At 31.6% G+C, this 22253-nt stretch carries 17 protein-coding genes; 10 read left to right on the plus strand and 7 right to left on the minus strand.

All coding sequences use genetic code 11. The annotated features are described in order from the left end of the window. The first annotated feature begins 297 nt into the window (after window positions 1–297). From thrA to thrC, 3 genes are all read left to right on the plus strand, one after another. A complete protein-coding gene (thrA, locus tag ACFQ0S_RS05660) occupies window positions 298–2745 on the plus strand; it encodes a bifunctional aspartate kinase/homoserine dehydrogenase I (protein WP_379756584.1) in 2448 nt (815 codons plus the stop codon). Between the two features lie 67 nt (window positions 2746–2812). Beyond that, the gene (locus ACFQ0S_RS05665; RefSeq protein ID WP_379756581.1) at window positions 2813–3733 is read left to right on the plus strand and encodes a homoserine kinase; all 921 of its coding nucleotides are present in this window, start codon (window positions 2813–2815) and stop codon (window positions 3731–3733) included. A 143-nt stretch (window positions 3734–3876) separates the two neighbouring features. Continuing rightward, the gene (gene thrC, locus ACFQ0S_RS05670) at window positions 3877–5163 is read left to right on the plus strand and encodes a threonine synthase (RefSeq protein WP_379756578.1); all 1287 of its coding nucleotides are present in this window, start codon (window positions 3877–3879) and stop codon (window positions 5161–5163) included. Here thrC and ACFQ0S_RS05675 read toward each other — a convergent pair whose 3' ends face one another. The 4 genes from ACFQ0S_RS05675 to ACFQ0S_RS05690 all read right to left on the minus strand — a co-directional run bounded on the left by ACFQ0S_RS05675 (window position 5164) and on the right by ACFQ0S_RS05690 (window position 10737). Further along, window positions 5164–6021, minus strand: coding sequence for an NAD(P)H-hydrate dehydratase (locus ACFQ0S_RS05675; RefSeq protein WP_379756575.1), 858 nt, complete (start codon window positions 6019–6021; stop codon window positions 5164–5166). A gap of 67 nt (window positions 6022–6088) precedes the next feature. After that, window positions 6089–8104, minus strand: a complete 2016-nt coding sequence (locus tag ACFQ0S_RS05680; RefSeq protein WP_379756572.1) for a protein-disulfide reductase DsbD family protein — start codon at window positions 8102–8104, stop codon at window positions 6089–6091. Continuing rightward, on the minus strand, window positions 8101–9414 hold the full coding sequence (gene tilS, locus ACFQ0S_RS05685) for a tRNA lysidine(34) synthetase TilS (RefSeq protein ID WP_379756569.1): 1314 nt from the start codon (window positions 9412–9414) through the stop codon (window positions 8101–8103). The genes ACFQ0S_RS05680 and tilS overlap by 4 nt, the downstream gene beginning before the upstream one ends. Window positions 9415–9441: 27 nt before the next feature. Next, a complete protein-coding gene (locus ACFQ0S_RS05690; RefSeq protein WP_379756566.1) occupies window positions 9442–10737 on the minus strand; it encodes an anthranilate synthase component I family protein in 1296 nt (431 codons plus the stop codon). Between the two features lie 200 nt (window positions 10738–10937). On the opposite strand from ACFQ0S_RS05690, the gene ACFQ0S_RS05695 reads away from it, so the two are divergent. Continuing rightward, window positions 10938–11828 carry a DUF4349 domain-containing protein gene (locus ACFQ0S_RS05695; RefSeq protein ID WP_379756563.1) on the plus strand — a complete coding sequence of 297 codons (891 nt, stop codon included), beginning with the start codon at window positions 10938–10940 and terminating at the stop codon, window positions 11826–11828. A gap of 173 nt (window positions 11829–12001) precedes the next feature. Then, on the plus strand, window positions 12002–12376 hold the full coding sequence (locus ACFQ0S_RS05700; RefSeq protein ID WP_379756560.1) for a DoxX family protein: 375 nt from the start codon (window positions 12002–12004) through the stop codon (window positions 12374–12376). Window positions 12377–12437: 61 nt separating this feature from the next. On the opposite strand, the gene lpdA is transcribed toward ACFQ0S_RS05700, so the two are convergent. Continuing rightward, window positions 12438–13841, minus strand: coding sequence for a dihydrolipoyl dehydrogenase (lpdA, locus tag ACFQ0S_RS05705; RefSeq protein ID WP_379756557.1), 1404 nt, complete (start codon window positions 13839–13841; stop codon window positions 12438–12440). A 281-nt stretch (window positions 13842–14122) separates the two neighbouring features. Here lpdA and ACFQ0S_RS05710 point away from each other — a divergent pair, with 281 nt between their 5' ends. Beyond that, window positions 14123–15193, plus strand: a complete 1071-nt coding sequence (locus ACFQ0S_RS05710) for a T9SS type A sorting domain-containing protein (RefSeq protein WP_379756555.1) — start codon at window positions 14123–14125, stop codon at window positions 15191–15193. Between the two features lie 87 nt (window positions 15194–15280). Here the strand turns inward: ACFQ0S_RS05710 and ACFQ0S_RS05715 are convergent, their stop codons facing one another. Next, on the minus strand, window positions 15281–16960 hold the full coding sequence (locus ACFQ0S_RS05715) for an amino acid permease (protein WP_379756552.1): 1680 nt from the start codon (window positions 16958–16960) through the stop codon (window positions 15281–15283). A gap of 228 nt (window positions 16961–17188) precedes the next feature. Here ACFQ0S_RS05715 and katG point away from each other — a divergent pair, with 228 nt between their 5' ends. The 4 genes from katG (at window position 17189) to ACFQ0S_RS05735 (ending at window position 20918) form a co-directional block, all read left to right on the plus strand. Further along, on the plus strand, window positions 17189–19372 hold the full coding sequence (katG, locus tag ACFQ0S_RS05720) for a catalase/peroxidase HPI (RefSeq protein WP_379756549.1): 2184 nt from the start codon (window positions 17189–17191) through the stop codon (window positions 19370–19372). 244 nt (window positions 19373–19616) lie between these two features. Further along, window positions 19617–20252: a peroxiredoxin gene (locus tag ACFQ0S_RS05725; RefSeq protein ID WP_379756546.1), complete on the plus strand. Its 636-nt coding sequence runs from the start codon at window positions 19617–19619 to the stop codon at window positions 20250–20252. Between the two features lie 89 nt (window positions 20253–20341). After that, window positions 20342–20656 (plus strand): thioredoxin family protein, encoded by a 315-nt coding sequence (locus tag ACFQ0S_RS05730; RefSeq protein ID WP_379756542.1) that lies wholly within the window; start codon window positions 20342–20344, stop codon window positions 20654–20656. A 4-nt stretch (window positions 20657–20660) separates the two neighbouring features. Continuing rightward, window positions 20661–20918 carry a DUF6952 family protein gene (locus ACFQ0S_RS05735; RefSeq protein ID WP_379756539.1) on the plus strand — a complete coding sequence of 86 codons (258 nt, stop codon included), beginning with the start codon at window positions 20661–20663 and terminating at the stop codon, window positions 20916–20918. Window positions 20919–21123: 205 nt separating this feature from the next. Here the strand turns inward: ACFQ0S_RS05735 and ACFQ0S_RS05740 are convergent, their stop codons facing one another. Beyond that, window positions 21124–22251: an efflux RND transporter periplasmic adaptor subunit gene (locus tag ACFQ0S_RS05740; RefSeq protein ID WP_379756536.1), complete on the minus strand. Its 1128-nt coding sequence runs from the start codon at window positions 22249–22251 to the stop codon at window positions 21124–21126. Window positions 22252–22253 lie beyond the last annotated feature (2 nt).

Here is a 22253-nt window from a genome sequence, read left to right on the forward strand (position 1 = left end):
ACAACTAATGCATTTATATCTAAAATATTCGCAATAATAATAGAGTATTTTTTATAATCGATGAAATGAATTACTTTTGGAAATTAAAAATCTGAAAAATGTTTTTTTACACTAAAATTCCTTTTTTTATTAATGCAACCAAAAATTTGGTAATCATTTTTAGCACCTCTACAAAATCTACAACCCCTTTCGGGGTATAAATTAATCATATAATCCTATATTTGTTTTCTTCTTTTTATGAAGAAACAAAAATCATGAATTTATGATGCATAAAAAATACTTTTTAAATAAACAACAATGAAAATTTTAAAATTCGGTGGAACTTCGGTTGCCAATGCACAAAACATAAAACTCGTACTCGATATAGTAAATACAAAAGCTAAAAATGATAAACTAGTTGTAGTAGTATCTGCATTAAGCAAAGTAACCGATTTACTTCATCAAGCAGCTATAAAAGCAGCTAATAATGACGAAAGTTATAAAGAAATTGTTGCCGAAATAGAGAAAAAACATCTTGAAGCACTTAAAGCCTTAATCCCTGTAAGTGAGCAAAGTGGCCTATTAAGTCACGTAAAAAGAATAATAAATCATCTTGAAACACTTTTAGAAGGATGCTTTTTATTAGGCGAATTGTCTAACCGAACAACTGACACCATTTTAAGTTTTGGAGAATTGTTATCATCTTATATTATAGCAGAAGCTTTAAAGCAAAACCTAAAAAATAGTAGTTACAAAGACAGTCGTGAATTAATAAAAACCAATGCTAATTATGGAAAAGCAACAGTTAATTTTGAAGTCACTAACCAACTTATAGTTAATTATTTTGCCTCAAATGAGTCTCAAGTTGTTGTTATGCCTGGATTTATTGCCTCAACTCTTGACGGTATCAATACAACATTAGGGCGTGGAGGTTCTGATTATACAGCGGCAATTATAGCTGCTGCTTTGAATGCTGTTGATTTAGAAATATGGACTGATGTAAATGGAATGTTTACTGCCAATCCTAAAATTGTAAAACAAGCCCAGCCTATTGCAACTATTTCCTATCAGGAAGCCATGGAATTATCGCATTTTGGTGCTAAAGTATTATATCCTCCAACGATTCAGCCTGTGTTAAGAAAGAATATTCCGATTCTTATTAAAAACACTTTCGAGCCTGAGGCTGAAGGTACTTATATTTCAAACAAAGTCACTTCGCAAAATAATCCCGTAAAAGGAATAAGTCATATTGATAATATTACTCTAATCACATTAGAAGGTCCAGGAATGATTGGAGTTGCTGGTTCTTCAAAAAGACTTTTTGAAGTATTGTCTCAAGTAAATATTAATGTAATTTTTATTACTCAAGCATCTTCTGAGCATTCAATTTGTATCGGAATTTTAAACTCTGATGCTCAAAATGCTGAACAAGCAATCAATAAAGCCTTTGAAGTTGAAATTGCTCAAAACAAAATTGATGCTTGTATTGTTGAAAAGAACTTATGCATTATTGCCTTAGTTGGTGAAAATATGAAAAACCACCAAGGGTTAAGTGGCAGAATGTTTAGTACTTTAGGAAAAAACAATGTTAATATTAGAGCTATTGCTCAAGGTGCTTCTGAAAGAAATATTTCGGCGGTAATCAATGAAAGAGATGTCAAAAAAGCACTGAATACGCTACACGAAACTTTCTTTGAAGAAAACACTAAACAGTTGAATTTATTTGTAATGGGGGTTGGAAATGTTGGCGAAAAATTCATTGAACAAATTCACCAGCAAAAAAAATATTTAAAGGAAAATCTAAAAATAAATTTGAGAGTTATTGCTTTATCTAATTCCAGAAAAATGTATTTTGATGAAGAAGGAATTCCTTTAAAAGATTGGAAATCTTTAGTAGAAAACGGAGAAAAATCTGATTCTGAAACCTTTATTTCTAAGGTGAAAGCCCTGAATTTACGTAACAGTATTTTTGTAGATATTACTGCTAATGAAAACGTTTCTAAAACCTACGATCAATATTTGAAACAAAGTATTGCAGTGGTTACATGTAATAAAATTGCTTGTTCATCAGCTTACGACAATTATAAAAATTTAAAAAATCTATCTCGACAATTCAAAGCACCTTTCTTGTTTGAAACTAATGTTGGCGCTGGATTGCCTATTATTGACACCGTAAAACACTTGATTGCTTCAGGAGATAAAGTCAATAAAATTCAAGCCGTTTTATCAGGAAGTTTGAACTTTATTTTTAATAATTTTAGCGATTCGTACAGTTTTCACGATGTAGTAAAAGAAGCTGGTGTACAAGGTTTTACTGAGCCTGACCCTAAAATTGATTTAAGTGGTGTAGATGTTGCTAGAAAGATACTTATTCTAATACGCGAAAGCGGTTACCAAATGGAAATTGAAGATATTAAAAATAATTCTTTTCTTCCTTCCGAATGTATGAGCACAACAAACAATGATGATTTTTTTAAATCATTAATTACTTATAAATCACACTTTGAAAATCTTTTAGCCGAAGCTAAATCTAAAGAAAGCCGACTGAAATTTGTAGCTACATTTGAAAATGGAAAGGCAAGTGTTGGTTTAGAGTTGATACCGAAAGACAGTCCGTTTTATAACCTTGAAGGTAAAGACAACATCGTTCAATTTTATACTGATCGCTATATTGACCAACCATTATTGATTAAAGGTGCGGGAGCAGGTGCTGCAGTTACTGCTTCTGGAATTTTTGCAGATGTAATTAGAATAGGAAACATATAAAAAGTTTAAAGCTTTAGGTTTAAAGTTGTATGTGAACCTGAAGCTTGAAGCTTGAAACAAAATAAGTATGAACGAAATAAAAATATTCTGTCCAGCTACAATTGCTAATCTTTCCTGCGGATTTGATGTGCTAGGACTTTGTTTAGATAACGCTGGCGATGAAATGATTATTCGAAAATCAAACAAAAAAGGTGTTCGGATTACTAAAATTGTTGGTGCCAACTTACCTTTAGAAACCGAAAAAAATGTTTCTGGAGTAGCTGCTTTAGCAATGTTAGAAGCAATAGAAACCGAATTTGGTTTTGAAATTGAAATTTACAAACACATCAAAGCAGGTAGTGGTATTGGTAGCAGCGCAGCAAGTTCTGCAGGTGCTGTATTTGGAATAAATGAATTATTAGGAAAGCCTTTCACTCGAAAAGAACTTGTGTTATTTGCCATGCAAGGCGAAAAACTAGCTAGCGGAAATGCTCATGCTGATAACGTTGCACCTTGTCTTTTAGGTGGTTTTACCTTGGTAAGAAGTTCAAATCCTTTAGACATTATTAAAATTGAAAGCCCTTCAGAATTATATGCCACAGTCGTTCATCCTCAAATAGAATTAAAAACTTCTGATGCCCGTTCGGTTTTAAAACAAACCGTTACATTAAAAAGCGCGATTACCCAATGGGGAAATGTTGGAGGATTAATTGCTGGTTTATACACTAAAGATTACGAACTTATTGGTCGTTCCCTTCATGACGAAATTGTAGAACCTTTACGAAGTGTATTGATACCAGGATTTGATTTGATTAAGAAAACTGCTTATGAAAACGGAGCCTTAGGCTCTGGAATATCAGGCTCAGGCCCTTCTATATTTGCCCTGAGCAAAGGAAAGGAAACTGCTGATAAAATTGCAAAAGCGATGAGTACGATTTACGATGAAATGAAATTACCTTATGAGATTCATGTTTCGAAAGTGAATGACCAAGGAATAAAAATAATTTAACGCTAATAAAAATAAATGTTTAAGATTTAAGATTAACAATTTATGACCCGAGAGCTTGCTCGAACAGGTGAAGCAATTCAGATGTAACCCAAATTGCTAAAAATCAAAAAATCGTTAATCTAAAATCTATAATCTAAAATCAAATGAACTATTACAGCTTAAACAATAAAACACATTACGTTTCTTTTCAAGAAGCCGTTATACAAGGTTTAGCGCCAGATAGAGGGCTTTACTTTCCTGCAACATTAACAGTGTTACCACAATCTTTTTTTGACAACATTGAAAGTCTCAGTAATGAGGCTATTGCTTTTGAAGCCATCAAACAATTTGTAGGAGATGAAATCCCAGAAATAGAATTAAAACAAATTCTAAAAGAAACATTGTGTTTTGATTTTCCGCTTGTAAAAATAGAAGATGATATTTATTCCTTAGAATTATTTCACGGCCCTACTATGGCTTTTAAAGATGTAGGAGCACGTTTTATGTCTCGTTGTTTGGCGTATTTCAATAGAGATAAAGATCAGAAAAATACTGTACTTGTGGCTACTTCTGGAGATACCGGAGGTGCAGTAGCGAGTGGTTTTTTAGGCGTAAAAGGTGTTGATGTAGTGATTCTTTATCCTTCTGGTAAAGTGAGTGATATACAAGAACGTCAGTTGACCACTCTTGGACAAAATATTACTGCTTTAGAAGTCGACGGTTTTTTCGATGATTGTCAAGACATGGTAAAAAAAGCATTTCTCGATACCGATTTGCAACACAAAAATCTTACCTCTGCCAATTCTATCAATATTGCACGTTGGTTGCCGCAAATGTTTTATTTTTTCTTTGCTTACAAAGAATTAAAGAAACACAACAAACCGTTAATCGTTTCTTGTCCTAGTGGTAATTTTGGTAACATTTGCGCAGGAATTATAGCTAAAAAATTAGGCTTGCCCCTAACCCATTTTGTGGCTGCTACCAATGCTAACGATACGGTACCTCAGTTTTTAGAAAAGGGAATTTATAAAGCCAAACCTTCTGTGGCAACGATTTCTAATGCTATGGATGTAGGAAATCCAAGTAATTTTGTGCGAATTCAAGAAATGTATAATAATGATTTAAACGAATTCAGGAAAGATTTTTCATCTTATACTTTTACGGATGAAGAGACAAAAGAAACTATGAAAAGTATCTACAATCATAATGGATACATCGCAGAACCACATGGTGCAGTAGGCTATTTGGGTTTGAAAAAAGAACTCAAAAACTATCCTGATAGTATTGGGTTTTTCTTAGAAACTGCTCATCCTATTAAATTTTTAGATATTGTAGAACCCATTTTAAATGTTCAATTACCCATTCCAAAACAAATTATAAGCGTTCTAGGTAAAGAGAAAATAAGTATTAAGATTAAAACGTATGAGGATTTAAAAGATTTTTTAAGTTAACTATTTTTGATATTCTTCTAGACTCAAAAATGCCTTATCTAAATAATTAATAATATCTGAGGCGATAAATGATTGATAACCTGTTTCCGGTAAAGCGATATCAGAAGTTAATCCGTGTATATAAACTCCTAAAATTGCTGCTTGTAATGGATCATAGGATTGAGCCAAAAGGCTTGTTATAATTCCCGTAAGTACATCGCCACTTCCTGCAGTTGCCAATGCAGCATTTCCAGATGTATTTTCATAAATGGTTTCGTTATCAATAATTAGAGTTGGAGCTCCTTTTAGTACTATAATTACATTATATTTTTTAGAAAAAGCTATTGTTTTGGCTATTTTTTCTGTTTCAGAATTCCATTTTCCAATTAATCGCTCTAATTCTTTTAAATGTGGAGTACATATTGTTTTTGGTTGAAGTAAAGAAAGCCACGAAGGATTAAGACCCAAAATATTTAAAGCATCTGCATCAATTACCATAGGATTTAAATTAACCTTTAAGAAATCACAAAGTGCAATTTGGGTTTTAGATTCTGTTCCTAATCCAGGACCAATACCAATTGCTTGTGGCTCAAAATCAAAATTGATTTTAGTAATAAATTTATTGCTAACATCAGTCAAAACCATGACTTCAGGTATGCTAATCTGCACTATATTGTACCCGCATTCCGGAATAAAAGCTGTCACCAAACCGCAACCTGATTTAATTGCAGCTTTGCTTGATAAACAAATGGAACCCATTTTACCATAGCTCCCACCTATTAATAACGAATGACCTTGAATACCTTTATGGGTAGTAGCAACAGTAGTTTTATAGTAATTTAGGATTGATTTCTTATTGATTAGAATAGAATTTTTCATTGGTTAAATGGATTAAAGTACTAACAATAAATCAAACTTAATTTATTTACTATATATAAAAGAGGTCTTATTTTTTAAATTTAGAAATACCTTCTAGTAACCAGTTTTCATACTCATTTATTGATACAAAACTTATTGAAGGCTGATTCACATTTAAACTATTACCTTTCAAATCTGTCAAAACATACAAAGGCTGGGTGTTCGTCTTATATTTTGAAATCATAAAATCTGTCCACTTATCTCCTACGGTAACAATCTCTGAACCAGTAGTTTTTGATACAAACTGTTCATTATTAGGCAAATCAATATCTTCATCTACATACAGAGAAATCAAAACAACTTCATTTCTCAATATCTGAAGAATTCTTTTGTCTGACCAAACAGTATTCTCCATTTTTCTGCAATTTACACATGCGTGTCCTGTAAAATCAAGCATAATGGGTTTACTTACACTTTTAGCATATGCAAGTCCTTTTTCATAATCATCAAAAACAACAAGACGATGTGGTCCACTTTTAGCTCCGTCGGGCAAAATATTTGCTTCTACTGAACTTCCGGCACCAACTCCAAAAGGACTTTCACTATACTCCAATGGTGGTGGAAATGCATTTATTATTTTTAGAGGTGCTCCCCAAAGTCCCGGAATCATATAGACTGTAAATGCCAGTGTAATTAAACCTAAAGAAAATCTACCAACTGAAATATGGGATATAAGACTATCATGAGGCAATGTTATTTTTCCAAATAAATAAAGCGATAGCGTTCCAAAAATAGCAATCCAAATCGACAAGAATACTTCTCTTTCTAGCCAATGCAACTGCAAAACTAAATCAGCATTAGATAAAAATTTGAATGCCAAAGCCAATTCTAAAAAACCCAAAACTACCTTTACAGTATTTAACCAACCGCCTGATTTTGGCAAAGAATGTAGCCAACCTGGAAACATGGCGAACAACATAAATGGTAAAGCTAATGCTAATGAAAAACCAAACATTCCAATTATTGGTGCAATTCCTCCTTTTGAAGCGGCTTCTACCAAAAGTGTTCCAACAATTGGCCCTGTGCAAGAAAAAGAAACAATTGCCAAAGCTAATGCCATAAATAAGATACCAATTACTCCGCCTCGATCAGCTTGACTGTCAACTTTATTGGCCCAAGAATTTGGCAGCATGATTTCGAAAGCTCCAAGAAATGAAGCTGCGAATACAACTAATAAAATGAAAAATATAACATTAAACCAAACATTGGTTGATAATGCATTCAAAGCATCAGCGCCAAAAATCCAAGTAACTATAAATCCCAATAGCACATAAATTACAATAATTGAAATTCCGTAAAAAATGGCATTCCTAATTCCTGCGCTTTTGTTTTTACTTTGTTTAGTAAAAAAACTTACCGTCATTGGAATCATCGGAAAAACACAAGGCGTCAGTAATGCCGCAAACCCTGATAAAAATGCAATAAAAAATATTGACCATAATCCTCGATGCTCATTTGGTTTAGAATTTTCAACTTTGCTTACGTTAGGTACTTCTTTAATACCTTTTTGGGTTACTTCTATTTTACTTATTGTATCGCTTTTTGATGAATCTAAAGCAACTGTTGTTTCATCAGTTTTTGTAGTTGAAATGGCTATACCTGGCATTACAAACGTTAATTTCTTTTCCAAATTAATACAAACTTCTTTACAAACTTGGTAATTCAATTCGACTTCTATAGTTTTAATTTTAGGATTTAACAACGCTATTTCTTGAGTAATTTGTGCTTTATGCTCAAAGAAAGTTTCGTTTACTTCAAAAATATCATTGTATGCAGTTTTGGTTTTACTTTCTTTGGCTTTTCCTAATAGATTAAAATTTCCTTTTTGGTTTTTAAAATTAATTTCTAGCGGCAACGGTCCACCATCAGGTGTAAACTGCGAATACATATGCCAGTCTTTTTCAATTACTCCATTAAAAGTGAGAATGAAAATAGTCTCTGACTTTTTCTCAATTGTAGTAGTCCATTTTACTGGATCAAGAATTTGAGAATAACCCTTTGCAAAAGCTAAAAAAACTATGAATATATATACTAATTTCTTCATATTATTAGTTGTATTTTAAGAATATTTGTTGTTGTTTTTTCAATTCTATATCGTTCGTCTTGTCGAATACCTGTTACCCAAACTATTTGATTATTCGAACATAAAAGCCAAGTGTTTTCTTTGTCTAAAAGCGATAGTTTTTCATCTTTAAACAACTTACTTATTTTTTTTTCTTTCCCATTCATGCCAAAAGGTTGAAAAAAATCACCTGTTTTCCATTTTCTCAAAACCAAAGGAAATACAAGCAAATCTTCATCGACAAAGATAATTGTATTTGAAGCTAAACTAATGTCAGATACTTTACAAATAGCTAATTTTAAGGGAATCTTAACTTCCGATTGATTTTTTTCTATAAAATATTCATCAATTGCATCTTCTTGAATTAAAGAACTTAATATCAAATATTTCCTGTCTTTTAACAATCTAAATTCATTCGAAAACACTTGCTTTCCAGACTGTCCATCAACTAAATTATAAATGTCTTCCCAAGCTGAAAAACCAAAATCTTTAAGCCAATGATATAAATAGGATTTATAATTAGGTAACTTACTCAACTTTTTAACATTAAAATAAAAAGCATCGCCTTTTTCTTCAACTACTTGACTAAACAGTATTGAAGCGGCATCATCGACCATTTCGTTAGCTTGTTGCAAATACTGTTGCGTTTTTTGAAAAGATGCTAAAAAGTTTGGATGTATTTCTTTTAAAATTGGAACTAATTGATGTCGGATTTTATTTCTTACATACTTGTCTGAAGCATTGCTACTGTCTTCTCGCCATTTAATTTGGTTTTCATTGGCGTAATTTTCAATATCAAGACGATTAAATACTAATAACGGTCGTATAATTGTATCATTTTGCTCAGGAATTCCAATTAATCCATCTAATCCTGTTGCTCTAGACAAATTAATTAGGAATGTTTCTAGGTTGTCATCAGCATGATGCGCCGTTAAAATAAAATCATAATTTTGCTCTTCTAATTGCTCATAAAACCAACTGTAGCGCAACTCACGAGCCGCAACTTGTATCGAAAGTTTATAATCTTTTGCAAAATTTTCAGTATCGAATTGTGTATAGAAAAATGGAATTGAATTTTTAATACTATATTCCTGAACAAAAATTTGATCTTGAAAACTTTCAATTCCACGAAGTTGAAAGTTACAATGCAAAACAGCAATATCGTACTGTAATTGTCGAAACAGATGCAACAAAACCATACTGTCTAATCCTCCGCTTACAGCAAGAAAAAGTTTTCCGTTTTTTAAAGAAGGGAAATTTTGTGCAATATGGATTTTAAATTTTTCTAACATATTCAAAAGTAATTATTTCTTTTGATTTTAACTTAACACTTCGCACATTGCTTTTGCTTTTAGCAAGCACTCTTCATATTCTTTTTCAGGAATTGATTGAGAAGTAATAGCACTACCTACAGAAAAAGAAACATATTGATTGGTTTGATTGTATAAAATACTCCGAATTACAACATTAAAATCGAAATCACCATTTGGTGTAAAATAACCAATGGCTCCGCTATATAAACCACGCTTTGATTCTTCAAGCTCTTCGCATATATTCATTGCCGAAAATTTGGGAGCTCCTGTCATACTTCCCATTGGAAAAGAATATTTAATTGCTTCTATTATAGAAAATTGACTGTCTAAATTTGAAGTAATAGTAGAAATCATTTGATGTACCTGTTCAAACGAATATACTTTACATAATTCCTGAACTTTAACTGAATTTCGTTGAGCTATTTTTGATAAATCATTTCGAACCAAATCGGTTATCATGATGTTTTCTGATCGCTCTTTACCATCTTTTTCTAATTCATTTTTAGAATTTTCATCTTCAATTGGGTTTAAAAATCTTTTTGCAGTTCCTTTTATGGGTTGAGAAACGAGTTGTTCGCCTTCTTTTTTTAAATACCGTTCTGGTGAAGCACATAATAAAAACTGTTTGTTATTTTTAAAATAGGCTGAAAACGGTGCTTTTGAAATTGAATTGAGTTTTAAAAATTTAGCTAATGGATTTATTATAGCATTTTCAGCAAAAAACTCCAAACAAAAATTAGCTTCATAAATAGCTCCGTGATGAATATGCTCCAGCAATTTGGAAACTTTCTCGATATATCTTTCTTTTGAAATTCGTTGTTGAATTGCAACAACTTCAACATTTTCAACTTGTGACTTATGCATAGCACTTATTTCTTGAAAATCACTATTAATTTCATCTTCGCACATGTTGAGATATTGAATTTCAAGTTGATTTCCCTTCAATAAAAACATTTTTTTAGGTTGAAAGAAAAATAAATCTGGAAAATCTAATCCATCAAAGTTCTCAGAATTTAAAACTTCAGTGTCGTTTTTTAAATCATAAGTTAAATAACCAAAAAGCCAATCTCTTGTGGTTTGCTGGTACTGTTTTATGTCTTCAAAAGCATTATGAAAATCAGTTTTTATTGATGTAAAAGCGTCTATAGCAAGCAAACAATCATAACTGGAATATTTTTGATTGGTATTGAATTCTGAATTGCTATCTAAAAATACAATTTCTCTGAATTGTTGTGACCAAGTCAAAAGTTGTTCTTTTAATGCAATTGGATTGGGAATAGATTTAAAAATAGAAACTCTCAAAAAAATAAAATTTAGATTTCAAAATTACAATAAAAATATTCCATCCGAGAAGTCAATTTAAAAATTAATGGCACGATTTTTATATCACATCAAATAACTCCTTTTAATAAATTGATTCCAGTATTGATAGAAAACTACTTATTGCATTTTATTATTTTCTTAAGTAACCCATTTATTAATCAATACTAAATCTTTTTATTATGAAAACAATTGCAAAATTTGGCTTGACTGTTTTATTTTTAATTGTCTTACTACATTCTTGTAAGCAAGCAGAATCACTTGAAGAAGTTACATCAGAATCTGTCATTCAAACTACAGATAGTATTTCATCTCTTAGTGCTGTAGAGAAAAAAGGAGTAAATCGAAAATTTATTCGAACTGCTGATTTAAAGTTTAAAGTCAAAAATGTTGCAAAATCTACCTATGCTATTGAAAACACTACAAATAAATTTGGAGGATTTGTCACTTATACCAATTTACAAAGCACAATTAATAATAAAATCGAAACTAAAATAAGTCAAGATAGTATATTAGAAACGCTAAAATATTCTGTTGAAAATAATATAATTATTCGTGTTCCCAACACAAAACTAGATACTGTAATCAAAACTATTGCAAAGCAGATTGATTATTTAGATTATCGGGTGATTAAGGCTGGTGATGTTTCTTTACAAATGCTTTCGAACGAATTAGCTCAAATAAGAAATATAAATAACGAAAGAAGAATTGAAAAAGCAATTGATTTAAAAGGCAAAAAGCTAAATGATGTTATAGCTGCCGAAAGTAATTTGGCAACAAAAAATGAACAAACTGATAATCATAAACTCGAAAATTTATCTTTAAAAGATCAAGTAAATTTTAGCACAATTACTTTACTAATTTATCAAAGCGAAAGCATAAAACAAGAAATTATTGCCAATCAAAAAGACAAATATGCATATCAAACTAATTTTGGATTACAGATTTTAGATGCTTTAAAAAGTGGTTGGTTTATTCTACAAGATATAATTGTATTTCTGTTTCAATTGTGGTGGTTTATTGTATTAATTAGTATTGGTTTTTTTGTTTACAGAAAATATACTCGAAAATAGCACGCAAAATCATGATTATCTATTGGTTAAATATCTCAAAAATATGATTATATTTGATTAAGGATTAAACATTTTTTAAATTCACTTTTGTGAGAATTTACTAAGTATTTAGGTGGAAATTTAAAATAATATTGCTATTCTTAATCGTGTTTAACCACTAAAACCAAATAATCATGAAAATTGTCACTATTGTTATACGAACCTTAATGGGGTTATTGTTTCTGTTTGCGTCAATTAGTTTCTTTTTAAAATTAGTCCCAGAACCAGTAACTACGGGAGATTTTAAAGCTTTTCAAATTGGACTTGTAGCTTCGGCTTATTTAATTCCGTTAGCAAAATCGATAGAATTGTTGTGTGGATTGGCCTATGTTTCTGGTCGTTTTGTTTCTTTAGCTAATATTGTACTCTTACCTGTATCATTAAATATTTTACTTATTAATTTTTTTCTGACACCTGAAAGTCTTCCGATTGCTATATTTATATTTTTAGGAAATCTATTTTTAATTTTTAGATATTGGAAGAATTACAAAAGTGTTTTTACGATGTAAATGGAATAGAATTAAAAAAACCGTTTCACTTTATAATGAAACGGTTTTTTTAGTTAAAATATTATACGTGTAATGCTCGATTGTCTGTAGCTGCTAAAGCGGCTTCTTTAATTGCCTCTGCAAAAGTTGGATGTGCGTGACTTATTCTAGAAATGTCTTCAGCTGAAGCTTTAAATTCCATAGCGGTTACAGCTTCTGCAATCAAATCAGCGCAACGAGCTCCTATCATATGAACACCAAGTACTTCATCGGTTTTTGCATCGGCGAGAATTTTAACAAAACCGTCTAAATCACCTCCAGCTCTAGCTCTACCCAAAGCTTTAAAAGGAAAACTACCTGCTTTAAATGCAATTCCATCTGCTTTTAGTTGTTCTTCGGTTTGCCCAACAGCAGCAACTTCTGGCCATGTATAAACTACACCTGGAATTAAATTATAATTGATATGTGGTTTTTGACCTGATAAAATCTCAGCAACCATAGCTCCTTCTTCTTCTGCTTTATGAGCTAACATGGCTCCACGAACTACATCTCCAATAGCATAAATATTAGAAATGTTGGTTTGTAAATGATCGTTTACTTCAACCATACCCCTATCATTAAGCTTTACTCCTGCTTTGTCTGCATTTAAGCCTTCAGTATACGGACGACGACCTACAGAAACTAATGAATAATCACCTTCTAAAGTTATTGTTTCGCCTTTTAGGTTTTCGGCTTGAACAATTACTGCTTGACCTTTTCTTTCAACTGATTTTACTTTATGTGAAACATAAAATTTCATGCCTTGTTTCTTCAAGACCTTAGTCAACTCTTTAGATAATGAACTGTCCATTCCTGGAATAATTCTATCCATAAACTCCACCACAGATACATGTGCTCCTAAACGTAAATAGACTTGCCCTAATTCTATTCCTATCACTCCACCACCTATTATAACTAAGTGTTTCGGTACTTCTTTGAGCTTTAAAGCTTCAGTAGAAGTAATGATTCTTTCTTTATCTATTTTGATAAAAGGTAATGACGAAGGTTTAGAACCTGTAGCAATTATTATATATTTGGCTTCAATAGTTTCTGAAGTTTCATCCGATTTAGCTATTGTTATATGAGTTGCATCTATAAAAGAACCTAAACCTTCAAAAACTGTAATTTTATTTTTATCCATCAGGAATTTTACTCCTCCTGAAGTTTGATCTACAACAGCTTGCTTACGAGAAATCATTTTCTCTAAATTAACTTTTACATCGCCCGATACTTCAATTCCATGATCAGCAAAATGTTGCAATTCCTCATAATGATGTGAAGAAGCTAACAATGCTTTCGATGGAATACATCCTACGTTTAAGCAAGTCCCGCCTAATGTTGAATATTTTTCTATTATGGCTGTTTTGAAACCCAACTGCGAACAACGAATAGCAGAAACATATCCGCCTGGTCCTGAACCTATAATGACTACATCAAATGAACTCATATTATATAAATATTATTTTTTGTCATGCAAAATTAGGGAATTAAGTTTTGTTTAATACTTAAATTAAAGGTTTTTTAAGACTAAAATTGAAGAAATAGATTAGGTTTCATTTCAATATGTTTTTTGTAAGAAATAATTTTCAATTATATTTTGTTCATCGGCTTTAATTACACATTAACGAAAAAGAAAAGTTATTGAATTTTATGTTTCATAATAGTATTAGGTTTGCTTTATAAAATTGACACTTTTTAATTATTAACCCCAAATTAATTTCTATTGTCATGAAAAACCTATATGTAACTTTACTTCTCCTTTATGCTAATTTTTCGCTAACTGCTCAAAATGTTTCAATTCCTGATTCTAATTTTAAGAACAAACTTATTGCTCTTGGTGTAGATTCAAATAATGATGAAATTATTCAACAAAGTGAAGCTTTAGCAATTGAAGAATTGGACATTTCAAATGCTTCAATAAATTCTTTAGCTGGAATTGAAAGTTTTACGAATTTGAGAAGATTAAATTGTAATAATAATTCAATTTCTAATTTATCATTAAATGAACTTGAACTTTATGAGTTAAGATGCAGTAGTAATCGATTAACTGAATTGGATGATATTAGTTCTCAAATTACTGAACTTGATGTTTCATACAACAATTTGAATGTTTTAAAATTACCAGAATCTGTTAATTATAATTATTTAGATATTTCAGGAAACAATTATACATCCGTTGAATTTAACGATTTAAAATTGCAGTTTTTCTATTGTAATGATACTAAATTAACTACTTTAAATTTCTCGAATGTGAGACAATTGAGTGAAACCATTTCTATTAAAAATAACCCGAATTTAGAAGCAATTAATTTTAGAAATGGTAAATTCGATTTGTGTTATGTAATGTTAGGTGGTTGCCACTTTTATTTAATGATAAATGACAATCCCAAATTAGAATTTATTTGCACTGATGAATTTGAATATAAAGGACCAACTATCGTTACAGAAACAGAGTATTTTCAATCGTATTATAACTTATCGAATGTAAAATATAACTCTTATTGTACCTCTAATACTGATCGTTCCTTAAGTGTTTCAAATACTAACGTTACAGAACAACAAAACTTTACATTTTATCCAAATCCGGTTCAAGACATTTTAACAATTGAAATGGAAAGCCTTACTGCTATTTCATCGATTAACGTTTTTAATACAATTGGACAATTAGTAAAAAAAATATCAAAACCAACATTGTCAAAACAAATTCAGGTTTCATTATCTGATTTAAAAACGGGAAGTTACTTAGTAGAAGTAGTTTCAAATCAAGGTAAGACAAATAAGAAATTAATTAAGTTATAAATAATCACCAATTATTTTGAACCGCTTATATATATGAGCGGTTTTTTTATTTATAATTCTCAAAAAACAGAATACAAAAATTAGAAATTATTTGGAAAAATTCAATTTACTATTTTTATAACCATATAAAAAGTAAAAAATTAAACCAATAACCAACCAAATTCCAAACCACATCCAGTTTGAAACAGCCATTCCTGTTAGTAAATAACAACAAGAAACCAATCCTAATAATGGTATTAACGATAAGTTTTTTATAAATGAAAGTATTGCCATTAGTATGCAAACTATTATAAATACTATCATTGGTATGTTAGTTGCCAATTTGCCATCTGAAAAATCTAAAACAGAAGTAAAGAAAGTTGGTACATAAGTATTTATTAAAACTGTTCCTAAGATAACCATTAAAGGGAAAATATATTTTGAATTCATATACGGGATTCTGAATTTTCCTTTTGTTGCTCTTTCTGCTAATTCAGACTCGCTTTGTGGAGATAACATTAAAACTCCGCCACAAACTAATACAAATGCGAAAAGTGTTCCTATACTCGTAAAATCGAGAACGAAATTTTCATCAGTAAAAAAAATCGGAATCCCAACTACCAAACCTGTAACTAGGGTTGCAAATCCTGGTGTTTTATATTTTGGGTGAATTGAAGAAAATCGTTTAGGCATTAATCCGTCACGACTCATTGTCATCCAAATTCGAGGTTGTCCCATTTGAAAAACCAGTAATACACTAGTCATCGCAACAACAGCAGCAATAGATACAATAAACAACATCCATTTTACGCCTTTTAATGCGAAAATTTCTGCCAATGGATCGCTAACGCCTAATAATTCGTACGAAACCATTCCAGTAATAACTAATGCTAAAACTATAAAAACTGCAGTACAGATAACTAATGAATAAATCATTCCTTTTGGTAAATCGCGCTGAGGGTTTTTGCTTTCCTCGGCAAGAGTGGAAACGGCATCAAAACCTATATAGGCAAAGAAAACTGCCGAAACCCCTCCCATAACTCCACTAAAACCGTTAGGCATAAAAGGAGTCCAATTATCGATATCTATATAAAAAGCTCCAACGATAATCACCAATGCAATAATCGCTAATTTAATGTAGACCATTATATTGCTAAAGTTTTTAGATTCTTTCGTACCTCTGTAAACTAAGTAGGTGATTAAAAGGTTAATTACAACTGCAGGCAAATCAAAAATTATTTTTAATCCAACAAGAACCGGAGCATTTTGCCAAGCCATTAATCCTTCGTTCCCTTTATTAGCGACAAATGCATCTTGAGCCGACTTGTAATTTATAGTTAGCCATTCTGGTAAATGAATATGAAAGGTTTCTAGTAAATTGGTAAAATAACCTGACCAAGAAAAAGCGATATAAATATTACCTATAGAATATTCCATGATTAATGCCCAGCCAATAATCCATGCAAAAAGCTCTCCAAAAGATACATAAGCATAGGTATAAGCACTACCAGAAACAGGAACTCTAGAAGCGAATTCGGCATAACACATAGCTGTAAATCCGCAGGCAATTGCACACATTATATATAGTAAAACTACTGCTGGACCTCCTGAAAAACATGCGTTTCCAATAGCACTAAAAGTACCTCCTCCTATTATTGCAGCAATTCCAAAAAAGGTTAAATCTCTAACCGTTAAAACCTTATTTAATCCTGAGTGTGAATCTCCATCTCCACCTTCCTGAACAATTGCATTTGCAGATTTTTTTCGAAATAGTTTGGAAAAACTCATGTAATATTTGTAGTTTATTGTTGTACTTAACTAAAACAAATATAGTACAATTTCATAATGATTTACAAACCTGAAAAAAATTAGAGCGTATAATTAAAATCTATTAAAAAATAAATTTAAAACATTAATTATCTATAGTTATATCATTTGTAATATCTAAATTTGTTAGAAGTGAAAATAAAAAATCAACAAAAAATTATAACTAAAATTAAATAATTAGTACTATCTATGGAACATTCAAACGACATTAGCAAATGCCCATTTCATCAAAATCAAAAAAGTTTGAGCGATGGTGTCAAAAACTACGATTGGTGGCCTAAAGCCCTAAATCTAGATATTCTTCATCAACATGATACCAAAACCAATCCTTTGGGTGAAAAATTTAATTATGCTGAGGAATTTAAAAAACTAGATTTAGAAGTTATCAAAACCGACTTAAAAAACCTGATGACTGACAGTCAAGATTGGTGGCCAGCCGATTGGGGTCATTATGGTGGTTTATTCATTAGAATGGCATGGCATTCTGCTGGAACGTATCGAATTGCCGATGGTCGAGGCGGTTCTGGAACAGGAAATTTAAGATTTGCACCTTTAAACAGTTGGCCTGATAATGGAAACTTAGACAAAGCTAGAAGATTACTTTGGCCTATCAAAAAGAAATATGGAAACAAAATTTCTTGGGCAGATTTAATGATTCTTGCCGGAAATATGGCTTATGAATCTATGGGATTAAAAACCTTTGGATTTGCAGGTGGGCGTGAAGATATTTGGCATCCTGAAAAAGATATTTATTGGGGTGCAGAAAAAGAATGGTTAGCAAAATCAGGTGGTGAAGGAACTAGATATTCTGGCGAAAGAGACTTAGAAAATCCACTTGCTGCAGTGATGATGGGATTGATATATGTTAATCCTGAAGGTGTAAATGGTCAACCTGACCCCTTGAAAACAGCTCATGATGTTAGAGTTACCTTCCAAAGAATGGCTATGAATGATGAAGAAACAGTGGCATTAACCGCTGGTGGCCATACTGTTGGAAAAGCTCATGGTAATGGTGATGCTTCAAAACTTGGAAGAGAACCAGAAGCTGCCGAAATTGAGAATCAAGGTTTTGGTTGGATCAATCCAAAGGGTGACGGAAATGGAGCTGATAGCGTTACTAGTGGGCTTGAAGGGTCATGGACAACTCATCCTACCCGTTGGGATAATGAATATTTTTATTTATTGTTAAACCACGATTGGGAATTAAAGAAAAGTCCTGCTGGCGCATGGCAATGGGAACCTATCAATATCAAAGAAGAAGACAAACCAGTTGACGCATACAACCCGTCGGTTAGAAAAAATCCAATTATGACCGATGCTGATATGGCTATGAAAATGGATCCTGCTTACCGAGAAATCTCAGAGCGCTTTTATAAAGACCCTGCTTATTTCTCAGATGTTTTTGCTCGAGCTTGGTTCAAATTAACTCATAGAGATCTAGGTCCGAAAGAACGATACCTTGGTGCTGATGCTCCATCAGAAGATTTGATTTGGCAAGATCCTATTCCGAAAGTAGATTACACTTTATCGGAGGCTGAAATAGACGAATTGAAAGTAAAATTATTGAACTGCAGATTAACTAGAGCCGAATTAATCAACACCGCTTGGGACAGTGCAAGAACGTTTAGAGGCTCCGACTTTAGAGGTGGTGCCAATGGAGCACGAATTCGATTAGAACCTCAAAAAAATTGGGTAGCTAACGAACCTGAAAGACTACAGAAAGTATTGAATACCCTAGTTGAACTACAAGCTACATTGAATAAAAAAGTAAGCCTTGCCGATTTGATTGTTCTTGGCGGTAGTGCTGCTATAGAAAAAGCAGCTCAAGAAGGGGGCTATACTGTGAAAGTTCCTTTCCAAGCAGGTCGAGGCGACGCTTCACAAGAAATGACCGACGCAGAATCCTTTGAAGTTTTAGAACCAACAAACGATGCTTTCAGAAACTTCATGAAGGCCAAATATGTGGTTCAACCCGAAGAATTACTATTAGACAAGGCGCAACTTCTAGGTTTAACTGCCGCTGAGATGACAGTTCTTATTGGCGGAATGCGTGTATTAGGAACCAACTTTGGTGGGACAAAACATGGAGTTTTCACTTCTAACGAAGGGGTTTTGAGCAACGACTTCTTTGTAAATCTGACGGATATGAGTTACAGTTGGAAACCAGCCGGTGATAATCTCTACAACATTGTTGACAGAAAATCTGGTGCTACAAAATGGACTGCTACTAGAGTAGATTTGGTATTCGGTTCCAATTCCGTTTTAAGAGCTTATGCTGAAGTATATGCACAAGATGATAACAAAGATAAATTTGTTCATGATTTTGTGAAAGTTTGGGCTAAAGTGATGCATTTAGACCGTTTTGATTTATAATAGCAACCTGCTAAGTATTAGTTTTTCTAAAAGCCACCTTTTTAAGGTGGTTTTTGTTTTTTATGCAATAAATATCTCTTTAAAATACACATAACGAAATTTTTATAATAATATTTTGTAAGAAATATATTGATAATTTTTCTCTATTACTTAATCGGAAAATAGAATATATATCCTGCTTTTATCGGTGACCTATTTCTAATTTTGCAGTAGAAAATTAATTCTAATATTAAAAATTAAAATCATGTCATTAGTAGGAAAAAAATTCCCAAGTATTACTGTAGATGCTATATCATTTATGGGGGATAATTTAAGAATTAACGTTTTAGAAGAAGCGGTAAACAACAAGAAAAAAGTTATTTTATTTTGGTACCCAAAAGACTTTACTTTTGTATGTCCAACTGAACTTCATGCTTTTCAGGCAGCATTAGATGATTTCGAAAAAAGAAACACTATGGTAATTGGAGCTTCATGTGATACAAACGAAGTACACTTTGCATGGTTAAATACTCCAAAAAATAACGGAGGAATAGAAGGAGTAACGTATCCTATTTTAGCCGATACAACACGTAATTTATCTGCTGCTTTAGACATTCTAGATGCAGAATGGGTGTATAATGAAGAAATAAACGACGAAATTTTAGAAGGATCAAATGTAACTTTCAGAGCAACTTACTTGATAGATGAAGAAGGAAAAATTTTCCACGAAAGTGTAAATGATATGCCTTTAGGAAGAAATGTAAATGAGTACCTAAGATTAATTGATGCATATACTCATGTTCAAACAAAAGGAGAAGTTTGTCCTGCAAACTGGGAAGAAGGAAAAGAAGCTATGAATGCTGATAGATTAAGTACTGCTGCGTATTTAGCTCAAAACTAAATAAATAAATCACAATCATAATTGCAATGACACTATCAAAGTTTACAATTGAAATTTGATAGTGTCATTGAAATTGAAATTTTAAAATTATGTTAATCGAATTAAACGAAGATATTTTACAAGATTTAGTATCATCAAATAATAAAGTTGTAGTTCAATATTCAGCATCTTGGTGCGGGAATTGCAGAATAATGAAACCTAAATTCAAAAAATTAGCATCAGAAAATGAAGAGATTACCTTTGTTTTAGTTGATGCTGAGAATGCTCCAGAATCTAGAAAATTAGCAAATGTTTCTAATTTACCAACTTTTGCAACATTTGTAGGAGGAAAGTTATTGAACGAAACACAAACTAATAAGGCAGAAGTTTTGGCTGAATTGGTGAGTGAAATTTCATCAAATTAATAGAATGAAACTACCGGTAATTAAACACCTTACTCAATTTATTGAAGAAAACGATCAAGATTACTTGATTGAAACCATCGAAGTATTGGAAGCTTTAACTGAAGTTTCTTCATTAAAGGATGAAGAGTTAGATGTCATAGGAGAATTGATTTCCAATATGTATGGAGCTCTAGAAGTTCACAAAATGGTTAAAGAAGGTAAAGATAAAAAAACTGCATTAAATGAATTTATGAAGCGAGTTTTAGGCTCGATTGATAAATAAAATAGTATTTATGTATTTAAAATAAAAAAGAGGGGGGCTAAAACTATGCGTTTCCCTCTTTTTATTTTTTCGTTAACAGAAAATCATTAGAAATTAAACCTCATTTGACCTATAAAGGAATAGATTTTAAAATTTATTGCAAAATTCTCAGTAAAATTCTCAGTTTTTGGGTTTTGAGACGGATTCTTTTTTATGGTATTCATGATTATTCATCTGTTTTATTCTTTAATTTCATTAAAATCGTATATGCCCCTTTTGTGACTATTTTACTATCTTGTAGGTATTCCGGATTCTTAATTTCTATAAATCCATTTTCACTATTTCCTATTTTCACTTCGGTCATACGGAATTGATTTTCATTAATTCCAACAAAGACATAGTCTCTCCCTTCAAAATTTACAATTGCATCTTGAGGCAAAGTCAAAACATTATTACCTTTAAGCTCAATATCAGCATTCATGTACATTCCCGGTAATAATGCTTTATCATAATTTTCAAAATGACAATGCACATCTGCAGAATGTTCATTAGCAGATAAATCTTTACTAATTAAAAGAATTTCACATTTATGTTTATTCTCTGGCTGATTATTAGTGTAAGCGACTAATTTTTGTCCAATAGAAAGCTTCGTAATGTCTTTTTCAAAGATTTTTAAATTCAAATGAATATCCGATGGATTAATTAATTCGAATAACACATCTGATGGGTTAACGTATTTCCCAATATTTACATTTACTTTTGATACATATCCATTAATTGGAGCAAAAATATTGACACTCTTAGAAATGTTTTTTTCAGATAAGGTATTTGGATTTACATTGATTAATTTCAACTTTTCGCTCAATGCATTCAATGTAATACGCAATATTTTATATTCAGAATCTGCCAATTGGAATGTTTTTTCGCTACTTGCTTGATTTTGATTTAATTCTTTTTGACGTTCGTATTCTTTTTGTGCATAAAATAATTTAGATTTTGTAGTCAAATAATCTTGTTGTAATTGTACATATTGTTGATCTTCCATAGTAGCAATAACTTCACCTTTGTTAATATGAAGTCCGGGTAAAAGTTTGGTAGATTTCAAGTAACCACCTAACGGCATGCTTACCGAAACCATATTTTGTGGGGGAACATCAATTTTTCCAGTCACTTTTAAAACAGATGAGGTGCTCCTTTTTTCCAAGTTTCCAATTTCAAAAGAAGTATTTTTTAGTTGTGCAGCTGTCAAAGTAGCTACATTGTCATTATTTTTTGTGGTCGTTTTTTCTTCAGTAGTTTTTGAATTGCAACTAACTATTAGAAGAAGTAAAAAACTTGATATTATATTTTTCATAA

Origin of the sequence: Flavobacterium myungsuense (assembly GCF_042677265.1) — a bacterium.
GTDB classification, from domain to species: domain Bacteria; phylum Bacteroidota; class Bacteroidia; order Flavobacteriales; family Flavobacteriaceae; genus Flavobacterium; species Flavobacterium myungsuense.